The organism is Cupriavidus sp. GW823-FHT07B10, assembly GCF_058794355.1.
Window position 1 is genome coordinate 405,793 of sequence record NZ_JBXAGS010000002.1, and the last position, 20,015, is coordinate 425,807.

Here is a 20,015-nt window from a genome sequence, read left to right on the forward strand (position 1 = left end):
TTAGAAGTAGCCTTCCTTCTTGCGGCGTTCCATCGAGGCTTCGCTCGTCTGGTCGTCCATGCGGGTGGCGCCGCGCTCGGTGATCTCGGTCACCGCGGTCTCGGCGATGATCGCTTCCGGCGAATCGGCAACGCTGGCCACCGGGCAGGTGCAGCTGATGTCGCCGACGGTACGGAAGCGCACCGACAACACTTCGCTGACGTCGCCGTCCTGCTTGGGCGTGATCGGCGTGACCGGCACCAGCAGGCCGTTCTTGCGCACCACTTCGCGCTGGTGCGAATAGTAGATCGGCGGCAGCGCCAGCTTCTCGCGGGCGATGTACTGCCACACGTCCAGCTCGGTCCAGTTCGAGATCGGGAACACGCGCATCTGCTCGCCCTGCGCCATGCGGGCGTTGTACAGGCTCCACAGCTCGGGGCGCTGGGCCTTGGGGTCCCACTGGCCGAACTCGTCGCGGAACGAGAAGATGCGCTCCTTGGCGCGGGCCTTCTCTTCGTCGCGGCGGGCGCCGCCCATCAGCGCGTCGAACTGATGCTCGCCGATGGTTTCCAGCAGCGTCACGGCCTGGGCCGCGTTGCGCGAATCGGTTTCCTTGCGCAGGCGCACGGTGCCCCGCTTGATCGAGTCCTCGACATGGCCCACCACCAGGCGCGCGCCCAGCTCAGCCACGCGCTGGTCGCGGAAGGCGATCACTTCCGGATAGTTGTGGCCGGTGTCGATATGCACCAGCGGGAACGGCAGCTCGATCTTGCGCTCGCCCAGGCGGAAGGCCTTCAGCGCCAGGTGCAGCATCACGATCGAGTCCTTGCCGCCCGAGAACAGCAGCGCCGGGTTGCGGCACTCGGCCACCACCTCGCGGATGATGTAGATCGACTCCGCTTCGAGGCGGTCGAGGTGATCGTTCTGTACTTGCAACAGGTGCGCCACGCTGCTGGTGGCTTCTGCGATGTCGTTCATGATGCCCATTTTGTCCGGCCTCAATGCTTGATGTTCTGTTCGTGGAGCCCGCACTCTTTCGAGTCCTTGCTCTCCCACCACCAACGTCCCGCGCGCACATCCTCGCCCGCGCGCACGGCACGCGTACACGGCTCGCAGCCGATGCTGGGGTAGCCCTTGGCATGCAGGTCGTTGACGGGCACGTTGTGGCGCTTCAGGTAGGCCCACACTTCGGGCTCGCTCCAGTCCGCCAGCGGATTGAACTTGGGGATGCCGCGGGCTTCGTCCTGTTCCTCGAACGGCAGCTCGGCGCGCGTGACCGCCTGCTCGCGGCGCTGGCCGGTCAGCCAGGCGTCGGCGTGCGAGAGCGCGCGGTTGAGCGGCTCGACCTTGCGGATGCCGCAGCATTCCTTGCGCAGCTCGACGCTGTCGTAGAAGGCGTTGAGCCCGTGCTTCTTCAGGTAGTTCTCGACGGCCTCGGCGTCCGGCGTGAACTGCTCGATGCTGTAGCCGTAGTGCGCCTGCACCTTGTCCAGCACCGCCAGCGTCTCGGCGTGCAGGCGCCCGGTCTGCAGCGTGAACACGCGGATGCCGGCGCGCACGGCTTCGGTGCCGCGCAGGATGGCGTCGGTCAGCACCATGTCCTCGGCCGCCAGGCTCGAGGCAAAGCGCGCGCGGAAGAAGCGTGCGGCGATGCCCGCCAGGCGCTCACCCAGCTCGCGTTCCTTCTGCGCCAGCGCTTCGATGCTGCCGGTGTATTCCGGCGCAACCCACAGCGCGGGCGGACGCAGCGCCGACACCGCTCCGGCATCGACCACCGCGATTTCGCTCAGCACCGTGCTCATGCCGTTTCCTTCGACTGCACGGCACCACCTTCGGTGCGCGCACGGCGGAACAGCGGCAGCGGCTCATCCACCGAAGCCTGGTAGGTCACGGTGAACTCGGTGAAGCCCTTGATGGCGTCCTCGATGTTCTTGTCGGCGCGCACCGCGAAGGCATCGAAGCCGCAGCGCTTCATGAAGTTGAGCTGGTCGCGCAGCACGTCGCCGATGGCGCGCAGCTGGCCCTTCCAGTGGTAGCGGGTGCGCAGCAGGTAGGCCGTGGAAAAGCCGCGGCCGTCGCGGAACACCGGGAAGTCCACCGCCACCAGCGCCACGCGCGCGAAATACGCCTCGGCATCGCCCGGCTCGTCTTCCGGGGCCAGCCACACGCCGGTGCGGGCCGCGTCGCGGCCGGCCAGCAGCGCTTCGTTGGCCTTGAACACCGACAGCGGGAACAGCACCGCGTCCTGGCTTTGCACGGCCGCTGCGATCTGCTCGTCGGTCAGCGGCTGCTCGGCGGTGCCGCGCAGCACGGTCCAGCCGTCATCGACGATGACGGGGGCGACGGTAGCGCCATCCTGTTGCAGTTGAATGATCTTTGCCATGTTCAGTCTCCGGTCCTCAGGCTTCAGCGCGCTCGCGCGGCTGCTTGTCGGCATAAACGCGCTCCTTGAACGGGGCGATGCCGATGCGGGACAGGGTTTCGATAAAGCGTTCGTCCTCGATGCGGTTGGCAACGAAGGTGTCGATGATGCGGGTCACCACCTCGGGCATTTCCTCGGCGCTGAACGACGGGCCGATCACCTTGCCCAGCGCGGTCTGGTTGCCCTGGGCGCCGCCCAGCGTGACCTGGTACCACTCCGAACCGTCCTTGTCGACGCCCAGCACGCCGATATTGCCGACGTGGTGGTGGCCGCAGGCGTTGATGCAGCCCGAGATGTTCAGCGAGATCTCGCCCAGGTCATAGACGTAGTCGAGGTCGTCGAAGCGGTCCTGGATCGCCTGCGCGATGGGGATCGACTTGGCGTTGGCCAGCGAGCAGAAATCGCCGCCCGGGCAGGCGATGATATCGGTCAGCAGGCCGATGTTCGGGGTAGCCAGGCCGGCCTTCCTGGCCAGTTGCCACAGCGCGTACAGGTCCTGCTTCTTCACGTCCGGCAGGATCAGGTTCTGCTCGTGCGCGACGCGCAGCTCGCCGAAGCCGAACTGGTCAGCCAGGTCGGCCACAGCTTCGATCTGCGCGTCGGTGGCGTCCCCCGGGGGCGAAGCCACGCCCGGCTTGGTCGACAGCGTCACCGCGGCGTAGCCCGGCACCTTGTGGCCGTGCACGTTGCGACTGACCCAGCGCGCAAAGGCCTTGTCTTCCAGCAGGTGGTTCTCGTACGAAGCATCGGTGTCGGCCAGCTTTTCATAGGCGGGCGGCGTGAAATACTGCGCCACGCGGTCGAACTCGGCCTGCGTCAGCGTGGCCGGGCCGTCCTTGCTGTGCTGCCACTCTTCCTCGACTTCCTGCGCGAACTTCTCTGCGCCGATGGCCTTCACCAGGATCTTGATGCGCGCCTTGTACTTGTTGTCGCGGCGGCCATAGCGGTTGTACACGCGGATGGCCGACTCGACGTAGGACAGCATGTGCTGCCACGGCAGGTCGTCCTTGATGATCGTGCCCAGGATCGGCGTGCGGCCCAGGCCGCCGCCGGCCAGGATGCGCAGGCGCGTTTCGCCTTCGGCGTTCTTGTAGGCGTAGATGCCGATATCGTGCATCTGCACCACGGCGCGGTCATTGGCCGAGGCCGAGATGGCGATCTTGAACTTGCGCGGCAGGAAGGCGAACTCCGGCTGGAAGGTGCTCCACTGGCGCAGCAGCTCGGCCAGCACGCGCGGGTCCACCGACTCGTCCGGCGCGACGCCGGCGAAGTGGTCGGTGGTGATGTTGCGCACGCAGTTGCCCGAGGTCTGGATGGCGTGCATCTCGACGCTGGCCAGCTCGGCCAGCACGTCGGGCACGCGCTCCAGCTCCATCCAGTTGTACTGGATGTTCTGGCGCGTGGAGAAGTGGCCATAGCCGCGGTCGTACTCGCGCGCGATATGGCCCAGCTTGCGCATCTGCTTCGACGACAGCAGGCCGTACGGAATCGCCACGCGCAGCATGTAGGCATGGCGCTGCATGTACAGGCCGTTCTGCAGGCGCAGCGGCAGGAATTCTTCCTCGGTCAGCTCGTCGGACAGGCGGCGGCGCACCTGGTCACGGAACTGGGCGACGCGCTCGGCGACGATGCGCTGGTCATATTGGTCGTACTGATACATGGCGGGGTCCGTTCAGTATTCGTTGAATTCAGGAAACGAGCTTGATGGCGACCAGCGTCAGCGTGGTCGCCAGTGCGGCACGCACCAGCCGTTCGGGCAGCGCCCGCGACAGTTGCGCGCCCAGCCAGATGCCGGGGATCGAACCCACCAGCAGCGCCAGCAGCAAATTCCAGTCGACCGTGCCGAGCCATACATGGCCCAGCCCGGCAAGCGCCGTCAGCGGGACGGCGTAGGCAATGTCGGTGCCGGCCACTTCAGCCGGCTTCATATGGGGATACAGCAGCAGGATCAGCGTGGCGCCAACCGCGCCGGCGCCGATCGACGACACCGTCACCAGCACGCCGATCACGGCGCCGACCACGATGGTGGCAATGACCTGGGTGCGGCCGTGCAGCTGGAAGCGCGGATTGCGTTCCAGCCAGGCCAGCATCTGCTTGCGGAACAGCAGCGACAATACGGTCAGCAGCACCGACACGCCGATGGTCAGGCGGATCGCGTGCAGCCACTGGGCGTTGAGCTCGCCGGCGCTCTTCAGCACCAGGATGGCGGCCACAGCCGCCGGCAGGCTGCCGATGCACAGGCGCCGCACCACCTGCCACTGCACATGGCCGTGGGCACGGTGCGCGATGGTGCCGAAGCCCTTGGTGATGGCGGCGAAGGCCAGGTCGGTGCCAACCGCGGTAGCCGGCGAAAAGCCGAACAGCAACGTCAGCAGCGGCGTCATCAACGAGCCCCCACCCACCCCGGTCAGACCGACGAGGACGCCTACAAACAGACCGGAAACCGTATAGGCAACAGACATGGGGGACTCGGTGGGAACCTGGCCCGTGGGTCTCGCATCACAAAGTGGCTGCTGCGAGAGGACGCACTGAGGGCTGGCCATTAATTAACAAAGTTCGAGAATCGTAATAAACTGGCCTCATACCTCAAACTAATAAGAAGTTGTTTGTTTATACGAACCCAGATATATGAACCTGCACCAGTTTCGCTTCGTGCGTGAGGCCGTCCGGCAGAACTACAACCTGACTGAGGCCGCCAAAGCGCTCTACACGTCACAACCCGGCGTGTCCAAGGCCATCATCGAGCTGGAAGAAGAGCTGGGCGTTGATATCTTTACCCGCCACGGCAAGCGCATCCGCAGCCTGACCGAGCCCGGCCGCCGCATCCTGAGCTCGGTCGAGAAGATCCTGCAGGAGGTGGAAAGCCTGAAGCGCGTCGGTATGGACTATGCGGCACAGGATCAGGGCAACTTCACCATCGCCACCACCCACACCCAGGCGCGTTACGCCCTGCCGCGGGTGATCAGCGAGTTCACCAAGCGCTACCCCAAGGTGCGGCTGTCGATCCAGCAGGGCAACCCGGCGCAGATCGCCGACATGCTGCTGCACGACCAGGCCGATATCGGCATCGCGACCGAAGGCATCTCCGCCGACAAGAACCTCGTGTCGCTGCCGGGCTACCAGTGGACCCATATGGTGATTACGCCACCCGAGCATCCGCTGCTGGACAAGAAGCACCTGGCGCTGGAAGACCTGATGGGCTACCCGCTGATCACCTACGATGCCAACTTTGCCGGCCGGACCAAGATCGACAAGGCCTTCGCGCTGCGCCACCTGGAGCCGGACATCGTGCTGGAGGCCATCGACGCGGACGTGATCAAGACGTACGTGGAGATCGGGCTGGGCGTGGGCATCGTCGCCGGCGTCGCCTATGATGCCGAGCGTGACCGCAACCTGCGCGGCATTTCGGCCGGCCACCTGTTTGGCAGCAACGTGACGCACCTGGCCGTCAAGCAGGGTGCCTACCTGCGCAGCTTTGTCTACACCTTCATCGAGCTGTTCTCGCCGACGCTCAACCGCAAGCTGGTTGAGCAGGCCATGTCCGGCGAACACGAAGCCTACGAACTCTGAGGACGGCCCGCCGCCTCTCCCTATATAAGAAGCAAACCCAACCATGCATCTGCTGCCCATCACGCCCTGCCGGCCGGAGGCCCTGTGAGCGACCTGCCCCGCATTCACTGGACCGAGGACGGCATCGAGCGCAGCGCCGCCTGGCGCTCTGAAGCCGGCCTGCCGCCGCCGCGCCGCGTGATCATCGCCGACGACACCACCAGCGCCGACACCGCCTACCGCCTGGCCTGCGAGGGCACCGCGCTGCTGTGGCGCGGCGACTTCCAGAACGCGCGCCAGCTGCTGCACGCGCTGGCCCGCCGCACCGAGCGCAAGCCCAAGAAGGCCAGCCGCCCCGGCCAGAAAGCCAGGGACAAGGCCAAGGGCGGGGCCGCTTCGCCAATCGAGGCCTTCAACCTGCACCGGCTGGCCCAGTCGCAGCGCGCCCGCACGCTGGGCATGCTGCTGCTGCCGTTCGAGGCCAGCCACGAGGTGCCGCTGCGCCGCGCGCCGGATGTGCGCGACGCCTGCGAACAGGTCTACGGCCCGGCCAGCGAGCCCTACGTGGCGTCGATGCGCGAGTTGCTGGGCATGATCGGCGCCTATGAATGGCGCAAGAAGGGCGTGGAGATCCCGGCGCTGGAAGACCGCATCCACCCCTGGTACGGCGTGTTCTCGCCGGTGCGCGGCGAGTATGTCGACCTGGTCGCGACCGAGCCGCTGCCGGCCAAGACCCTCGCCTTCGATATCGGCACCGGCACCGGCGTGCTGGCCGCGGTGCTGGCCCGCCGCGGCGTGCAGCGCGTGGTCGCCACTGACCAGGACCCGCGCGCGCTGGCCTGCGCGCGCGAGAACATCGCGCAGCTTGGCTACGCCGGGGAGGTCGAAATCGTGCAGGCCGACCTGTTCCCCGAAGGCCGGGCGCCGCTGGTGGTGTGCAACCCGCCCTGGGTGCCGGCCCGGCCCAGCTCGCCGGTCGAGCGCGCGGTCTACGACCCTGACAGCGCCATGCTGCGCGGCTTCCTGCAGGGGCTGGCCGAGCATCTGGCGCCGGGCGGCGAAGGCTGGCTGCTGCTGTCGGACCTGGCCGAGCATCTCGGCCTGCGCCCGCGCGAGGAACTGATGGGCTGGATCGACGCCGCCGGGCTGAAGGTGCTGGGCCGTTCCGATATCCGCCCGCGCCACCCGCGCGCGACGGATGCTGCCGACCCGCTGCACGCGGCGCGTTCCGCCGAGGTGACCACGCTCTGGCGCCTGGGCGTGCGCTGACCGGCACGGCCGCGGCGGGGCGCAGGCGTGCCCCGGCGGCCGAGTTCGGCTATCCTTCCCGTCACATATAAGAACGGAGGAGACCATGCTGACAATGCCCCTGCGCCCCCTGCTGCTGGCCGGCGCCCTGCTCTTCACCAGCGCCGCCGCGCATGCCGACATCCGTGTCGGCATCGATGTGTCCACCACCGGTCCGGCGGCCTCGATCGGCATCCCCTCCAAGAACACCGTGTTGATGTGGCCCCAGACCCTGGGCGGCCAGAAGGCGCACTACGTCATCCTTGACGACGGCACCGACCCGGCCGCGGCGGTGCGCAACGTGCGCAAGCTGATCTCCGAGGAAAAGGTCGACGTGATCGTCGGCCCCAACATCACCCCTACCGCCATCGCCGCGCTCGACGCCGTGGCCGAGGGCGAAACCCCGATGGTGGCACTGGCCGCCTCGGCCTCCATCGTCGAGCCGCAGACCGACGCCAAGCGCCGCTGGGCCTTCAAGATGCCGCAGAACGACTCGCACATGGCGACCGTGCTGACCGAGTACATGAGCAACCACGGCGTCAGGACCGTCGGCTTTATCGGCTTTGCCGACGCCTACGGCGAGAGCTGGTGGCGCGAGTTCTCGAAGCTGGCCGAGGTGCGCAAGATCAAGGTGGTCGCCAACGAGCGCTTCTCGCGCAACGACACCTCGGTGACCGGGCAGGTGCTCAAGCTGATGGCGGCAAACCCGGACGCGATCCTGATCGCCGGCGCCGGCACGCCGTCCGTACTGCCGCAGAAGACGCTGGGCGAGCGCGGCTACAAGGGCAAGGTCTACCAGACCCACGGCATCGCCACCTGGGACTTCCTGCGCATGGGCGGCAAGGATGTGGAAGGCACGCTGTTCCCGACCGGGCCGGTGGTGGTCGCGCGCCAGCTGCCCGAGAGCCACCCGGTGCGCAAGGTGGCGCTGGACTTCGTCAACCGCTACGAAAGCAAGTACGGCGCCGACAGCGTCACGCAGTTTGCCGGCGACGCCTGGGGCGCGTGGATGCTGCTGGACGACGCCGCCCGCCGCGCGCTGAAGACCGGCGCCCAGCCCGGCACGCGCGACTTCCGCGCCGCCATGCGCGACGCGCTGGAAGCCACCACCAACCTCACCATCCCCAACGGCGTGATGAACCTGAACCCGAAGGACCACCAGGGCTTCGACCAGCGTTCGCGCGTGATGGGGGTGATCCGCAACGGCAAGTTCGCCTATGCGGGCGATAAGTAGCCCGCCGCATCAAGAAAGGAAGCATGGCATGAGCACCACTCTCACCCCCACCACCGTCGCCTTCATCGGCCTGGGCGCCATGGGCTCGCACATGGTCCGCCACCTGCTGGCCGCCGGCCACACCGTGCGCGCCTTCGTGCGTCGCCCGGAAGCGGCCGAGGCCGCGCTCGCGCTGGGGGCGGAGCCCTTCTTCACTCCGGCCGAAGCGGCGCGCGGCGCCAGCGTCGTCTTCACCAACGTGACCTCGTCCGAAGACGTGCGCGAAGTGCTGCTGGGCGAGCAGGGCGTGATCCACGGCGCCGCGCCGGGCACCATCTGCGTGGACCACAGCACCATCTCGCCGATCGCCACGCGCGAGATCGCCGCGGCGCTGGCCGCGCGCGGCATCGAGGCGCTGGACTGCCCGGTCTCGGGCGGCACCATGGGCGCCGAGGCGGGCACGCTGACCATCATGGTCGGCGGCAAGCCCGAGATGCTCGAGCGCGTGCGCCCGCTGCTGCAGCAGCTGGGCAAGACCATCACCCATATCGGCGACCACGGCGCGGGCCAGGTCGCCAAGCTGTGCAACCAGATCGCGCAGGTGGTCAATATCGAAGGCATTGCCGAGGCCATGCGTTTTGCCGCCGCGCAGAACGTCGACACCGGCCGCGTGTTCGAAGCCATGGCGACCGGCATGGCCGGCAGCCGCATGCTCGACCTGATGGGCCCCAAGATGGTGGCGCGCAACTTCGCCGCCGGCATCGAGGCGCGGCTGCACGACAAGGACTTCGGGCTGGCGCGCGATATCGCCGAAGAAATCGGCCTGGACCTGCCCGCGATGCAGGCCACTTCGGCGCAGCTGCGCACGCTGATGGCCAACGGCTGGGGCAAGGACGACACCTCGTCGCTGCTGCGCGTGCTGGAGGGCTGACGCCCTCGCGCCCGGTGCGCGCTCAGCGCTCCATCAGCCGCAGCACCGCGCGCGTCAGGGCACCGTCCGGGCTGGCAAAGCCGTCCAGCACGTTGAAGTGATGGCAGTCCGGCAGCACCAGGTCGCTCGCGGCCGGATGCGCCACCTTGGCCGGCCACGCCGCGCGGATCAGCGCGTGCTGGCGGTGGTATTCGGCGGCCTCGAGTTCCCCCACCGCGATCGCCAGCGGGGCACCGCTGGCCGGCGGCATGTACGCGGGCGACAGCCGCGCGACATCGTCTTCCGAGAACCGCAGGTCGCGCTGCAGGAAGGCAGCGCGCCGCAGCGGCTCCATGTCGTACAGCCCGCTGACCGAGAGCCCGCCCTTGACCAGGTCGGCCGGCAGCTCCGCGCCCAGCTGCGGCCAGCGCGCGGCCATCAGCATCGCCACCAGGTGGCCGCCGACGGAATGCCCGGCCAGGAAGAGCTTGTCCGGATCATGGCCCAGCCGGTCCGCCTGCCGGTACAGCCAGACGACGCTGCGCAACACCTGCCGCACGATCTCCGGCACCGTCACCGCAGGCACCAGCGTGTAGTTCACCACCGCCACCGACACCCCCAGCGCCGGCAGTGCGCTGGCAACAAAGCTGTGGTCGTGCTTGTCCAGCGCCCGGTAGTAGCCGCCGTGCACGAAGACGAGCAGCGGCGGCAGCGCCCCGTTGGCCCGCTGCGCGGGGAAGTAGTCCAGCGTCTCGTCCTGCGCATGGCGCGAGTCCTCGCCGGCATAGCTCAGGTCCGCCAGATAAGCGCCGCGTGCGCGCACCCCGGCGGACCACTGCGCCCAGCGCGCCATATGCACGGCGTTGTCCGGCACATTGGCGCGGTTGTTGTATTCCCGGTCATAGAAGCCGGGGTCCTGCGAAGGCAGGCTGGCGAGGCGCGCCAGCGAAGCTTGGTCGGTCATGGCAGTCGGGGGTGGTCGGGACGATGGGCGAGTGAGAGGCTGGGCGCCATGCTACCGGATTTGCGCAGCCGCGCACTGGTTGTCCGACGACGGGATTTCCGGCATAATTCCCGGCTCAGCACGGTGCCGGTTCCGGCGCCATACACCCTGCCCGGGTGGTGAAACAGGTAGACGCAGGGGACTCAAAATCCCCCGCCGCAAGGCGTGTCGGTTCGAGTCCGACCCCGGGCACCATCGGCTTCTTCCCGACTAGTTCCCAGCATTGCCTCCGTGGCGCCATCTCGGCCGCGGGTCGGCGCACGCCTCCTGGCCTCGGACGTGCCCCGCCAGCCACTTTGCCTGAGCGCCTGTCGGACGGCGCCCACTGGCGCGCCCTCGCCCGGCTACCTATCCTATGGCATTGCCAACCCCCTTTCCCGGAGCGAACCATGAAGCGACTCGCCCTTTCCGCCCTCGCCTGTTCCGCGCTGCTGGCCGGCTGTGCCGGCGCCAATATGGAAAGCCTGACGCAGGCCGGCGGCAGCCTCTTCACCGCCGCGACGCTGTCGGACAGCAACGTCAAGATGCTGTCCGACCAGTCCTGCGCGGAAATGGACCAGAAGAACACCATCGCGCCGGCGGACAGCACCTACGCCAAGCGCCTGGCCAATGTGATGAGCGGGCTGGGCAACACCGGGCTGCCACTCAATGCCAAGGTGTATGTGACCAAGGACGTCAATGCCTGGGCCATGGCCAACGGTTGCGTGCGGGTCTACAGCGGCCTGATGGACTTGCTCAGCGACGATGAAGTGCGTGGCGTGGTGGGCCATGAAATCGGCCATGTGTCGCTGGGCCATACCAAGGCCGCGATGCAGGTGGCCTACACCACGGCTGCGGCGCGCGGGCTGCTGGGGTCGACTGGCGTGGCTTCGCTGACGGCGCTATCGTCGTCGCAGATCGGCGCGCTCGCCGAGCAGTTCGTCAATGCGCAGTTCTCGCAGCGGCAGGAAACCGCGGCCGACGACTATTCGTTCGACCTGCTGACCAAAAACGGCGCCAACCGCCAGGCCCTGGCATCGGCGTTCCGCAAGATGTCGACCCTCGATGGCGGACAATCGAGCATGCTCAGCTCGCACCCGGGATCGCTGGAGCGCGCCAAGCATATCGAAGCCCGCCTGGCCGGCGGGCGCTGACAGCGGCGCATTTGCCCTTGCCGCCGCACCCGTTCGGGTGAGGCGGCACCTCCCTCCCGACTGCCCCGCTTCACTTCCCTCGCGCACCGCTCCCGACACCGTTTCCACGCTCGCGCGGCCATGCCCGCGGCGTGTTGACTGCGCTTAATTCGCCGACAAAAGCTTTCACTACGCTGGCCGGAAACCCGCGGAGATAATGCCTCACGCTGCATTAACGCGGTTGATGCGGTCGCGCCACTGCATGCGCGATCCGCGGCGCCAACGCTGCACCTGCCAGCTGCGGTGTGCGCGCCGCCACCGTGATTGCCGTGATCGCCATGATCACCTTCATGCACGAAGGACACGCCCCCGCGCCATGGACATGCCCCGCCTCCGCTCGCCCCGCACCCGCAGTCCTGCGCTGCCCCGTCCTGCCCTGAATTTCCCGCACCCCCGCAATCCGATGCAACGACTCACCCAACCCGCATCACTCGCTTCAGGAGCCTTCGATGGAATGGTTGCATGAGATTTTCCAGAAGTCGCCCGAATCGGCGCTGTTCCTTGCGCTGTCGGTCGGCTACGCCATCGGCAAGATCACCTTCGGGCGCTTCCAGCTAGGCGGCGTGGCTGGCTCGCTGCTCGCCGCGGTGGTGATCAGCCAGGTCGGCGTCGAGATCGACAACGGCGTCAAGGCCGTGATGTTCGCGGTGTTCATCTACGCGGTGGGCTATGAAAGCGGTCCGCAGTTCTTCAACTCGCTGAACCGCAGCTCGCTGCGCGAGATCGCCATGGCGGTGTTCATGGCGGTGTGCGGCCTGGTCACGGTGGTGGTGCTGGCCAGGCTGTTCCACCTCGACAAGGGCCTGGCCGCTGGCCTGGCCGCCGGCGGCATGACCCAGTCGGCGATCATCGGCACTGCGGGTGATGCCATCACCAAGCTGGGCTTGCCGCCCGACCAGGTCAAGACGCTGCAGGCCAATGTGGCGATCGGCTATGCCGTGACCTATGTGTTCGGCTCGCTGGGCGCGATCATCGTGTGCGTGAATATCCTGCCGCGCTTCATGAAGTCGGACCTGAAGACCGACGCCAAGAAGATCGAAGCCCAGCTCAGCGGCGGCCTGCCGCAGTACGGGCCGGGCCAGCGCGGCGCCCTGCCGCGCCTGGTGGGCCGGATCTTCCGCGTGACGGGCGCGGCCGGCAAGACCGTGTCGCAGATCGAGATCGGCGGCGAGGACCTGGTCACCGTGGAAAAGGTGCAGCGTGGCGGCAAGCCGCTGGACGTCAAGCAGGACCTGGTGCTGCAGGCCGACGACCTGGTGCTGCTGGTGGGCCGGCGCGATGCCATGGTGCCGACTGCCGCGCAAATCGGCGAGGAAGTGGCCGATGCCGAGGGCATGGGCGTGGTGATGCAGTCGCGCAACCTGGTGTTCACGGCCAAGGGCATGAACAACATGACCGTGGCCGAGATCGTCGACACGGTCGGCCGCGACGTGCGCCACGGCGTGTACATCGAGCGTATCGAGCGCTTCGACCATCCGCTGCCGCTGCTGCCCGACCTCAAGCTGCAGCACGGCGACATCATCACGCTCTACGGCACCCCCGCCGACACCAAGCGTGCCGCCGAGATCGCCGGCTATGAGCTGGTGCCCAGCGAGAAGACGGACTTCGTCTACTTCGGCGCCGGCGTGCTGGTGGGCCTGCTGATCGGCCTGCTGGTGTGGCGCGTGGGCGCGATCCCGCTGACGCTCGGCGCCGGCGGCGGCGCGCTGCTGTCGGGCCTGGTGTTTGGCTGGGCGCGGTCCAAGCACAAGATGTACGGAGCGATGCCGACCGCGGCCTGCCAGCTGCTGAAGGACTTCGGCCTGGCCGCGTTCGTGGCCATCGTCGGCATCAACTCCGGCCTGCAGGCGGTGACCACGCTGCGCCAGAGCGGCCTGACCATCTTCCTGCTGGGCGCGGTGGTGACGCTGCTGCCGCTGTTCCTGACCATGCTGTTCGGCCGCTACGTGCTGAAGTACGACAACGCCGCCGTGCTGGCTGGCGCGCTGTCAGGCTCGCGCAGCGCCAACCCGGCCTTCGGCGGCATCCTGGACAAGGCCGAAAGCCCGGTGCCGACGGTGCCGTTCGCCATCACCTATGCCCTGGCCAACGTGCTGCTGACGCTGCTGGGACCACTGGTGGTCGGGCTCGTCTAGCGCGCGTTTCCTTCGATATCCCTCCTGCTGCGCGGGCATTCGCTCTCCACCGGCCCGCCAGCCCTACCGACAAGCGTCCACACAGGAGCAAGCCATGAGCAAGTTCGATATCTCCAAGCTGTCCAGCCTCTCCCCCTTCGAGCTGAAGGACGAGCTGATCAAGCTGGCCAGCAGCGACGCGGAACGCCTGATGCTGAACGCCGGCCGCGGCAATCCCAACTTCCTCGCCACCGTGCCGCGCCACGGCTTCTGGCAACTGGGCCTGTTTGCCATGCGCGAGTCCGAGCGCTCGTTCTCCTACATGCCCGAGGGCGTAGGCGGTTTCCCGCGCCGCGAAGGCATCGAGGAACGCTTCAACCTGTTTGCGCGCGAGTTTGCCGACACCCCGGGGGTGAAGTTCCTCGCCGGAGCGGTGTCGTATGTGCGCGACCAGCTCGGCCTGAGCGCGGGTGATTTCCTCTATGAAATGTGCGAAGGCATCCTGGCCTGCAACTACCCGGTGCCGGACCGCATGCTGAAGCTGTCTGAGGTCGTGGTCGGCCAGTACATCCGCAAGGAAATGATCGGCGACCATCCGTTCATCGGCGATTTTGACCTGTTCGCGGTTGAAGGCGGCACCGCGGCGATGACCTACCTGTTCAACTCCATTCGCGAGAACCACCTGCTCACGGCCGGCGACACCATCGCGCTGGGCATGCCGATCTTCACGCCGTATATCGAGATCCCGGAACTGAACGACTACCAGCTGGTGGAAGTGTCGGTCAATGCCGATCCAGAGTCGCACTGGCAGTATTCGAAGAAGGAGCTCGACAAGCTGCGCGACCCCAAGGTCAAGGCCTTCTTCCTGGTCAACCCGAGCAACCCGCCCTCAGTGCGCATGAGCGACGAAAGCCTGGAGTACCTGGCATCGATCGTCAAGGAGCGCCCGGACCTGATCATCCTGACCGACGACGTCTACGGCACCTTTGCCGACAACTTCGTCTCGCTGTTCGCGATGTACCCGAAGAACACCATCCTGGTGTACTCGTTCTCCAAGTACTTCGGCGCGACCGGCTGGCGCCTGGGCGTGATCGCCACGCACCGCGACAATATCTTCGACCTGCAGATCGGCAAGCTGCCCGACGTGCAACGCCAGCAGCTGAACCAGCGCTACAGCTCGATCACCACCGAGCCGCAGAAGCTCAAGTTCATCGACCGCCTGGTGGCCGACAGCCGCACGGTGGCGCTGAACCACACGGCCGGCCTGTCGACCCCGCAGCAGGTGCAGATGGTGCTGTTCTCGCTGTTCTCGCTGATGGATACGCCGGACAACTACAAGAACGCGATGAAGCGGCTGATCCGCAGCCGCAAGGCCGCGCTGTACCGCGAGATCGGCATCGCGCCGGAAAGCGACGACCCGAATGCCGTGGACTACTACACGCTGCTCGATATCGAGCAGCTGGGCGGCAAGGCGATCGGTCCGGACTTCGTCAAATGGGTGATGAACTCGGTCGAGCCGAACGAATTGCTGTTCCAGCTGGCCGATGAGGCAGGCGTGGTGCTGCTGCCGGGCCGCGGCTTCGGCACGCGCCACCCGTCAGGGCGGGTGTCGCTGGCCAACCTGAATGAAGCTGACTATGCCAAGATCGGGCGCTCGATCCGCAAGTTGTTCGAAGCGTATGTGGAGAAGTACAACGCGGCGACGGGGAGCAAGGCCGACAAGAATGTCGTGAAGAAATAGGCCTTCGCTGGCGTGGCTCGCAGCCCGGCTTCAGGCCGGGCTTTTTTGTTCAGTGTTGCGTTATGCCGGGGCCGAGATGCGATCAAACCCTCAAGCGGATCCTGCGCCCGATGACACCGCAACGTTTTCCAGAATCCCCAAGCGATAACCTGAGGTAAATCGGAGATTCGATCATTTGATTAGAAGCATATTCCAGCCATTGCTATAGTTGTCTCCACTTTCCTGCGCGCAGACCATTGGCTCTGCAGCAGGCTCAAGCCGCATTCTGGTTGCGCGGCGCCGCCAATTACCCATTCCAATAAGATCACCGCCCTTTGAAAGGGCGGATGGAGACATTCGGTCATGCAAGCTGCTGTCCCACTCAGTTCAGGCGTATCACACGCGGCGCCGGTGCTGGCCGCCGCAACCGCCATCTAGCTGCGCCCGTCCCGCCAGACAAGGGTGGCGGCACAACACCGGCCACAGCGTGTCGCCAGCACGCGGGCGATCCCGGTATAGCGAAACCTCGCCACCGCTATCCACCCTCTGTCCCATTCAAAGGAATTCTCCGCGCATCAGGAGATCGGAAATGCCACCTGCGCTTCCCGCGGCCGTGCGCTGGATATTGCCGCTCGGCCTCACGCTTTGCCTCTGCATTCTCGGCGCGCGGGCCGCGCCCGGCTGGCCCGCGCAATGGCTGAGCCGCCCGATTTCCGGTACCGCCGCCGCGCACCACGTCGTGCCCTGGGTAGCCTGGCATGGGCGCCTGATGGTGCTCAGCTGGGGACTATTGCTGCCGCTCGGCATCCTGGTCGCCCGCTTCTTCAAGGTGACGCCGTCGCAAGCCTGGCCTGCCGTGCTCGATCGCAAGACCTGGTGGCGCGCCCACTTGTGGATGCAGGGCAGCGGCGTTGCGCTGATGTCGGTGGGCGTGCTGCTGGTCCTGGGCCACGGCGGCGGCATGCCCGATACGCTGGCGCGCTGGCACCACCTCGGCGGCTGGGCACTGGTAGCCTGCGCCGCGCTGCAGGTAGGCGGCGGGCTGTTGCGCGGCAGCAAGGGCGGGCCCACCAGCAACTGCCTGCGCGGCGACCACTACGACATGAGCGCGCGCCGGGTGGTGTTCGAGTGGCTGCACAAAGTCATTGGCTGGAGTTCGCTGCCGCTTGCCATCGCAACCATCGGCATCGGCCTCGCGCTGGCCGATGCGCCGCGCTGGATGCCGCTGCTGCTGGGCGCCTGGTGGCTGACGCTGGCGGCGCTCGCGCTGGCATTGCAGCGCGCGGGCTTCTGCATCGACACGTATCAGGCGATCTGGGGCCCCGATCCCAGGCACCCGGGCAATCGACGACGGCCCATCGGCTGGGGCATCACCAGCTTTCCCTCACAGCCGGCATCGTCGTCCGGCACGCACCGGCCGCAGGCGTGGCCGGCTGAACACAAGGATTAGACGTGGCAATACTGATATTCGGCGGTGCGGCAGCGATCCTGCTGTTGCTCGCCCTGATCCTGATCGCAAAGCTGCACCCCTTCCTGGCACTGATCCTGGTGGCCACGGGCGTCGCCGTCGTGGCCGGCGTACCGGTGAGCCAGATTGCCGATGCGGTCGAAGGCGGCCTGGGCAAGACCCTGGGCCATGTCGCCGTGATCATCGCCTTCGGCGCGATGATCGGACGCATGATTGAATTGTCGGGCGGCGCGCAGGTGCTGGCCAACCGGTTGATCGAGCGCTTCGGCGACAAACGCGTGCCGCTGGCCATGGCCTGTACCGCATTCGGCGTCGGAATTCCGGTGTTCTTTGAAGTCGGCGTCATGATGCTGATGCCGCTGGTCTACGGGCTCACGCGCACCCGCGGCATTCCGCTGGTGGTGATTGGCCTGCCGGTGTGCGCGGTGTTGCTGGTGGTGCATGCCCTGCTGCCGCCGCACCCGGGCATGGTGGCAGTGGCCGGGGAACTCGGCATCGAGATCGGCCGCCTGCTGCTGATCGGCCTGCCGGTCGCGCTGGTCACTGGCCTGGTGACTTTCCTGGCATCGCGGCGACTGACCAGGCGGCCGTTCCATATGGCAGCCGATATCGCCGCCGAAGTGGGCCAGGCCACAGGCAGCACCCCAAAGGTCCACGCGGCATCCGCCAGCCTGGGCAGCGGTGCGCCGCCGGGCGCCCGTCTCGTCGCCGGGCTGATCGCGCTGCCGATCGTGCTGATCCTGGCCGGGACGCTGGCCCAGGTGCTGTTGCCGCAAGGCTTCTTCGGGCGCTCGGCGCTGATGTTTCTCGGCATCCCGTACGTCGCGCTGTTGCTGGGCCTGATGCTCTGTGCCTACCTGCTGGGCACCCGTCGCGGCGCGCCGCTGGCGACGGTGTCCGAGGTGGCCGGCGCCGCCATCCCGACCGTATCGGTGGTGATCCTGATCACCGGCGCCGGCGGCGCTTTCGCCAAGATCCTGGTGTCGACCGGAATCGGCCCCGCGCTGGCGACGTCGCTGCAGTCTTCGGGACTGCCGCTGGCCGTCCTCGCGTTCCTGCTGGCGATGCTGTTGCGCGCGGCACAGGGGCCCACCACCGTGGCGCTGATGACCACGGCCGGCATCATCGCCCCGCTGGTCGCGCAGGCTTCGCCCGGTCCCAACCATCTGGCCCTGATCGGTCTGGCGATGGGCGCGGGCGGCATGGCAGTCTCCCACGTCAACGATGCGGGCTTCTGGATCGTGACCCGGATGCTGGGCCTGAGCGTCGGCGATGGACTAAGGAGCTGGACGGTGCTGACGACGCTTGCCGGTAGCGCAGCCCTTGGCCTGATCCTCTTGCTGTGGCAGTTCGTGTAAAGACTGCTTGGGTGTCTTTGCAACGGGATAAAGGAAGACCATGGATACAGTCCGGATATTCGATGAGCGCGCACGCGAGCTGCCGCTGGCGGGCGAACGGCTCGAGCAACTGGCATGCAGGGCAACCTGGAGCGAGGGGCCGGTGTGGTTGCCCGACGAGGATGCGGTGCTGTGGAGCGACATCCCCAACGACCGCATCCTGCGCTGGAGCGCCGCGGATGGCATGTCGGTCTGGCGTACGGGCGCCGGGTTCACCAACGGCCACGCACTGGAGGCGGACGGCTCGCTGCTGCATTGCTCGCACGGAAAGCGGGCCATCGTGCGGACGCATCGCAGCGGTGCCCGCCTTGGCGAGGACGAACTGGTCGTCAGCCACTATCAGGGGCGGCGCCTGAATTCGCCCAATGACATCGTGGTCAAGCGCGATGGCACCTTGTGGTTCACCGATCCGCCGTATGGGATCCTGTCGGACCGCGAAGGCCACCGGGCCGATCCCGAGCTGCGACACAACTATGTGTTTCGCTACGATCCCGCCGTCGGTGCGCTGGAAGTCGCCAGCGACTTGATCGAGGAGCCGAACGGGCTGGCATTCTCGCCCGATGAAGACGTGCTTTATGTCTCCGATACCTCGGCGGCATTGCGCGACGATGGTCATCACCATATCGTCGCCTTCGACGTCGTTGCGGGACGGGTGCTGGCCAACCCGCGGGTCTTCGCCGTCATCGCGCCCGGACTGCCGGACGGATTTCGCGTGGACCGGCGCGGATGGCTCTTTACCAGCAGCGCCAGCGGCGTGCAGGTTTTCCATCCGGACGGGACGCGGCTTGCGCATATTCCCGTGCCGGAGAAGGTCGGCAACCTCGTTTTCGGCGGCGCCGAGGGCGATGCCTTGTTCATCGCCGCCAGCACTTCGCTCTACCGCCTGCGGCTTGGTCAGCGCTTGACGTGAGCTGGCAGCGCTGCGCGGCAGCCATCGTGCCGCGCCAGCGCCTTAGCGCGTTTCGACGAACTCCAGCACCGTCGCCAGCATCCCTCGCAAAGCCGGCTGCAAAGCCGCCGCACGCGCCTCATCGTAGGCGAACGGATACGTCTCGCTCATGTAGGCGACCTGCGACAGCTCGAGCTGCACCGCATGCACGCCGTCCTGCGGCTTGCCGTATTGGCGCGTGATATAGCCGCCCTTGAAGCGCCCGTTGAGCACCGCGGTATGGCCGGCCACCGCGCCAGCCTGCTCAAGCAGCTGATGCGCAAGCGACGCGTCGCAGCTCTCGCCGTTGGCCGTGCCGAGGTTGAAGTCCGGCAGCCTGCCTTCGAAGAAGCGCGGCAGCACCGAGCGGATCGAATGCGCATCCCACAGCGCGATGGTGCCGTGCTCCGCCTTCAGGCGGGCCAGTTCCGCGGCCAGCGCCTGGTGGTACGGGCGCCAGATCGCATCGCGGCGCGCGGCGATTTCGGCATCGTCGGGGCCGTTGCCGTCGACGTACAGCGGCGTCTTGTCGAAGGTGTCGACCGGGCACAAGCCCGTGGTGTCCTGGCCGGGATACAGGTTGGCGTTATCGGGCGGTCGGTTCAGGTCGACCACGTAGCGCGAATGCGTGGCCACCAGCACCGACGCACCCAGCTCGCGGGCGAAGCTGTAGAGGCGTTCCAGGTGCCAGTCGGTGTCGGGCACGGTGCGCGCTTCGGCCGTCAGGCGCTGCGAGACCGAAGCCGGCAGGTGCGTGCCGACGTGCGGCATCGATACCAGCAACGGGCGCGTGCCGCGATGCAGGGTGAAGGCGGGGGTATCGGTGGAGAAGGACATTGTCTTTGCGATGCAG

17 protein-coding genes and 1 tRNA gene are annotated in these 20,015 nt (G+C 67.1%); 11 read left to right on the plus strand and 7 right to left on the minus strand.

Going from position 1 to position 20,015, the window contains the following annotated elements; genetic code table 11:
* The 5 genes from cysD to AC1Q6V_RS06705 are packed head-to-tail and all read right to left on the minus strand — an operon-like array spanning position 1 to position 4,863.
* Positions 1–966: a sulfate adenylyltransferase subunit CysD gene (gene cysD / locus AC1Q6V_RS06685; RefSeq protein ID WP_010814943.1), complete on the minus strand. Its 966-nt coding sequence runs from the start codon at positions 964–966 to the stop codon at positions 1–3.
* Between the two features lie 11 nt (positions 967–977).
* Positions 978–1,781, minus strand: a complete 804-nt coding sequence (locus AC1Q6V_RS06690) for a phosphoadenylyl-sulfate reductase (RefSeq protein ID WP_439668211.1) — start codon at positions 1,779–1,781, stop codon at positions 978–980.
* Positions 1,778–2,362: a DUF934 domain-containing protein gene (locus AC1Q6V_RS06695; protein WP_010814945.1), complete on the minus strand. Its 585-nt coding sequence runs from the start codon at positions 2,360–2,362 to the stop codon at positions 1,778–1,780. Before AC1Q6V_RS06695 ends, AC1Q6V_RS06690 begins: the two co-directional genes overlap by 4 nt.
* A gap of 16 nt (positions 2,363–2,378) precedes the next feature.
* Positions 2,379–4,061, minus strand: a complete 1,683-nt coding sequence (locus AC1Q6V_RS06700) for a nitrite/sulfite reductase (protein ID WP_010814946.1) — start codon at positions 4,059–4,061, stop codon at positions 2,379–2,381.
* A gap of 28 nt (positions 4,062–4,089) precedes the next feature.
* Entirely contained in the window at positions 4,090–4,863 is a 774-nt protein-coding gene (locus AC1Q6V_RS06705) for a sulfite exporter TauE/SafE family protein (RefSeq protein ID WP_454749642.1), read from the minus strand.
* Positions 4,864–5,029: 166 nt separating this feature from the next.
* Here AC1Q6V_RS06705 and AC1Q6V_RS06710 point away from each other — a divergent pair, with 166 nt between their 5' ends.
* The 4 genes from AC1Q6V_RS06710 (at position 5,030) to AC1Q6V_RS06725 (ending at position 9,381) form a co-directional block, all read left to right on the plus strand.
* Entirely contained in the window at positions 5,030–5,971 is a 942-nt protein-coding gene (locus AC1Q6V_RS06710; protein ID WP_010814948.1) for a CysB family HTH-type transcriptional regulator, read from the plus strand.
* Between the two features lie 84 nt (positions 5,972–6,055).
* On the plus strand, positions 6,056–7,219 hold the full coding sequence (locus tag AC1Q6V_RS06715; protein ID WP_010814949.1) for a methyltransferase: 1,164 nt from the start codon (positions 6,056–6,058) through the stop codon (positions 7,217–7,219).
* A 94-nt stretch (positions 7,220–7,313) separates the two neighbouring features.
* Positions 7,314–8,471, plus strand: a complete 1,158-nt coding sequence (locus AC1Q6V_RS06720; protein WP_037023635.1) for an ABC transporter substrate-binding protein — start codon at positions 7,314–7,316, stop codon at positions 8,469–8,471.
* Positions 8,455–9,381, plus strand: coding sequence for an NAD(P)-dependent oxidoreductase (locus AC1Q6V_RS06725; RefSeq protein WP_454749643.1), 927 nt, complete (start codon positions 8,455–8,457; stop codon positions 9,379–9,381). Before AC1Q6V_RS06720 ends, AC1Q6V_RS06725 begins: the two co-directional genes overlap by 17 nt.
* Before the next feature lie 22 nt (positions 9,382–9,403).
* On the opposite strand, the gene AC1Q6V_RS06730 is transcribed toward AC1Q6V_RS06725, so the two are convergent.
* Positions 9,404–10,324 (minus strand): alpha/beta hydrolase, encoded by a 921-nt coding sequence (locus AC1Q6V_RS06730; RefSeq protein ID WP_454749644.1) that lies wholly within the window; start codon positions 10,322–10,324, stop codon positions 9,404–9,406.
* A gap of 149 nt (positions 10,325–10,473) precedes the next feature.
* Here AC1Q6V_RS06730 and AC1Q6V_RS06735 point away from each other — a divergent pair.
* From AC1Q6V_RS06735 to AC1Q6V_RS06765, 7 genes are all read left to right on the plus strand, one after another.
* Positions 10,474–10,558: transfer RNA gene (locus AC1Q6V_RS06735), tRNA-Leu, on the plus strand.
* 194 nt (positions 10,559–10,752) lie between these two features.
* Positions 10,753–11,496, plus strand: coding sequence for a metalloprotease LoiP (gene loiP, locus AC1Q6V_RS06740; RefSeq protein ID WP_010814953.1), 744 nt, complete (start codon positions 10,753–10,755; stop codon positions 11,494–11,496).
* Positions 11,497–11,984: 488 nt separating this feature from the next.
* Complete coding sequence (gene aspT, locus AC1Q6V_RS06745) at positions 11,985–13,670, plus strand: aspartate-alanine antiporter (RefSeq protein ID WP_010814954.1); 1,686 nt, start codon at positions 11,985–11,987, stop codon at positions 13,668–13,670.
* A 94-nt stretch (positions 13,671–13,764) separates the two neighbouring features.
* Positions 13,765–15,390, plus strand: a complete 1,626-nt coding sequence (locus AC1Q6V_RS06750) for a bifunctional aspartate transaminase/aspartate 4-decarboxylase (RefSeq protein WP_492344473.1) — start codon at positions 13,765–13,767, stop codon at positions 15,388–15,390.
* A gap of 568 nt (positions 15,391–15,958) precedes the next feature.
* The gene (locus AC1Q6V_RS06755) at positions 15,959–16,819 is read left to right on the plus strand and encodes a cytochrome b561 domain-containing protein (RefSeq protein ID WP_011615954.1); all 861 of its coding nucleotides are present in this window, start codon (positions 15,959–15,961) and stop codon (positions 16,817–16,819) included.
* Positions 16,820–16,821: 2 nt separating this feature from the next.
* A complete protein-coding gene (locus AC1Q6V_RS06760; protein ID WP_058697787.1) occupies positions 16,822–18,195 on the plus strand; it encodes a GntT/GntP/DsdX family permease in 1,374 nt (457 codons plus the stop codon).
* A gap of 40 nt (positions 18,196–18,235) precedes the next feature.
* The gene (locus AC1Q6V_RS06765) at positions 18,236–19,144 is read left to right on the plus strand and encodes an SMP-30/gluconolactonase/LRE family protein (protein WP_010814958.1); all 909 of its coding nucleotides are present in this window, start codon (positions 18,236–18,238) and stop codon (positions 19,142–19,144) included.
* A 42-nt stretch (positions 19,145–19,186) separates the two neighbouring features.
* Here AC1Q6V_RS06765 and hutG read toward each other — a convergent pair whose 3' ends face one another.
* Entirely contained in the window at positions 19,187–19,999 is an 813-nt protein-coding gene (hutG, locus tag AC1Q6V_RS06770) for an N-formylglutamate deformylase (protein ID WP_010814959.1), read from the minus strand.
* Between the last annotated feature and the right edge of the window lie 16 nt (positions 20,000–20,015).

Excerpts from the sequence above, each read along its gene's own strand:
- cysD (WP_010814943.1), bottom strand. The coding sequence starts at position 966 with ATGGGCATCATGAACGACATCGCAGAAGCCACCAGCAGCGTGGCGCAC.
- AC1Q6V_RS06690 (WP_439668211.1), bottom strand. The coding sequence starts at position 1,781 with ATGAGCACGGTGCTGAGCGAAATCGCGGTGGTCGATGCCGGAGCGGTG.
- AC1Q6V_RS06695 (WP_010814945.1), bottom strand. The coding sequence starts at position 2,362 with ATGGCAAAGATCATTCAACTGCAACAGGATGGCGCTACCGTCGCCCCC.
- AC1Q6V_RS06700 (WP_010814946.1), bottom strand. The coding sequence starts at position 4,061 with ATGTATCAGTACGACCAATATGACCAGCGCATCGTCGCCGAGCGCGTC.
- AC1Q6V_RS06705 (WP_454749642.1), bottom strand. The coding sequence starts at position 4,863 with ATGTCTGTTGCCTATACGGTTTCCGGTCTGTTTGTAGGCGTCCTCGTC.
- AC1Q6V_RS06710 (WP_010814948.1), top strand. The coding sequence starts at position 5,030 with ATGAACCTGCACCAGTTTCGCTTCGTGCGTGAGGCCGTCCGGCAGAAC.
- AC1Q6V_RS06720 (WP_037023635.1), top strand. The coding sequence starts at position 7,314 with ATGCCCCTGCGCCCCCTGCTGCTGGCCGGCGCCCTGCTCTTCACCAGC.
- AC1Q6V_RS06725 (WP_454749643.1), top strand. The coding sequence starts at position 8,455 with ATGCGGGCGATAAGTAGCCCGCCGCATCAAGAAAGGAAGCATGGCATG.
- AC1Q6V_RS06730 (WP_454749644.1), bottom strand. The coding sequence starts at position 10,324 with ATGACCGACCAAGCTTCGCTGGCGCGCCTCGCCAGCCTGCCTTCGCAG.
- loiP (WP_010814953.1), top strand. The coding sequence starts at position 10,753 with ATGAAGCGACTCGCCCTTTCCGCCCTCGCCTGTTCCGCGCTGCTGGCC.
- aspT (WP_010814954.1), top strand. The coding sequence starts at position 11,985 with ATGGAATGGTTGCATGAGATTTTCCAGAAGTCGCCCGAATCGGCGCTG.
- AC1Q6V_RS06750 (WP_492344473.1), top strand. The coding sequence starts at position 13,765 with ATGAGCAAGTTCGATATCTCCAAGCTGTCCAGCCTCTCCCCCTTCGAG.
- AC1Q6V_RS06755 (WP_011615954.1), top strand. The coding sequence starts at position 15,959 with ATGCCACCTGCGCTTCCCGCGGCCGTGCGCTGGATATTGCCGCTCGGC.
- AC1Q6V_RS06765 (WP_010814958.1), top strand. The coding sequence starts at position 18,236 with ATGGATACAGTCCGGATATTCGATGAGCGCGCACGCGAGCTGCCGCTG.
- hutG (WP_010814959.1), bottom strand. The coding sequence starts at position 19,999 with ATGTCCTTCTCCACCGATACCCCCGCCTTCACCCTGCATCGCGGCACG.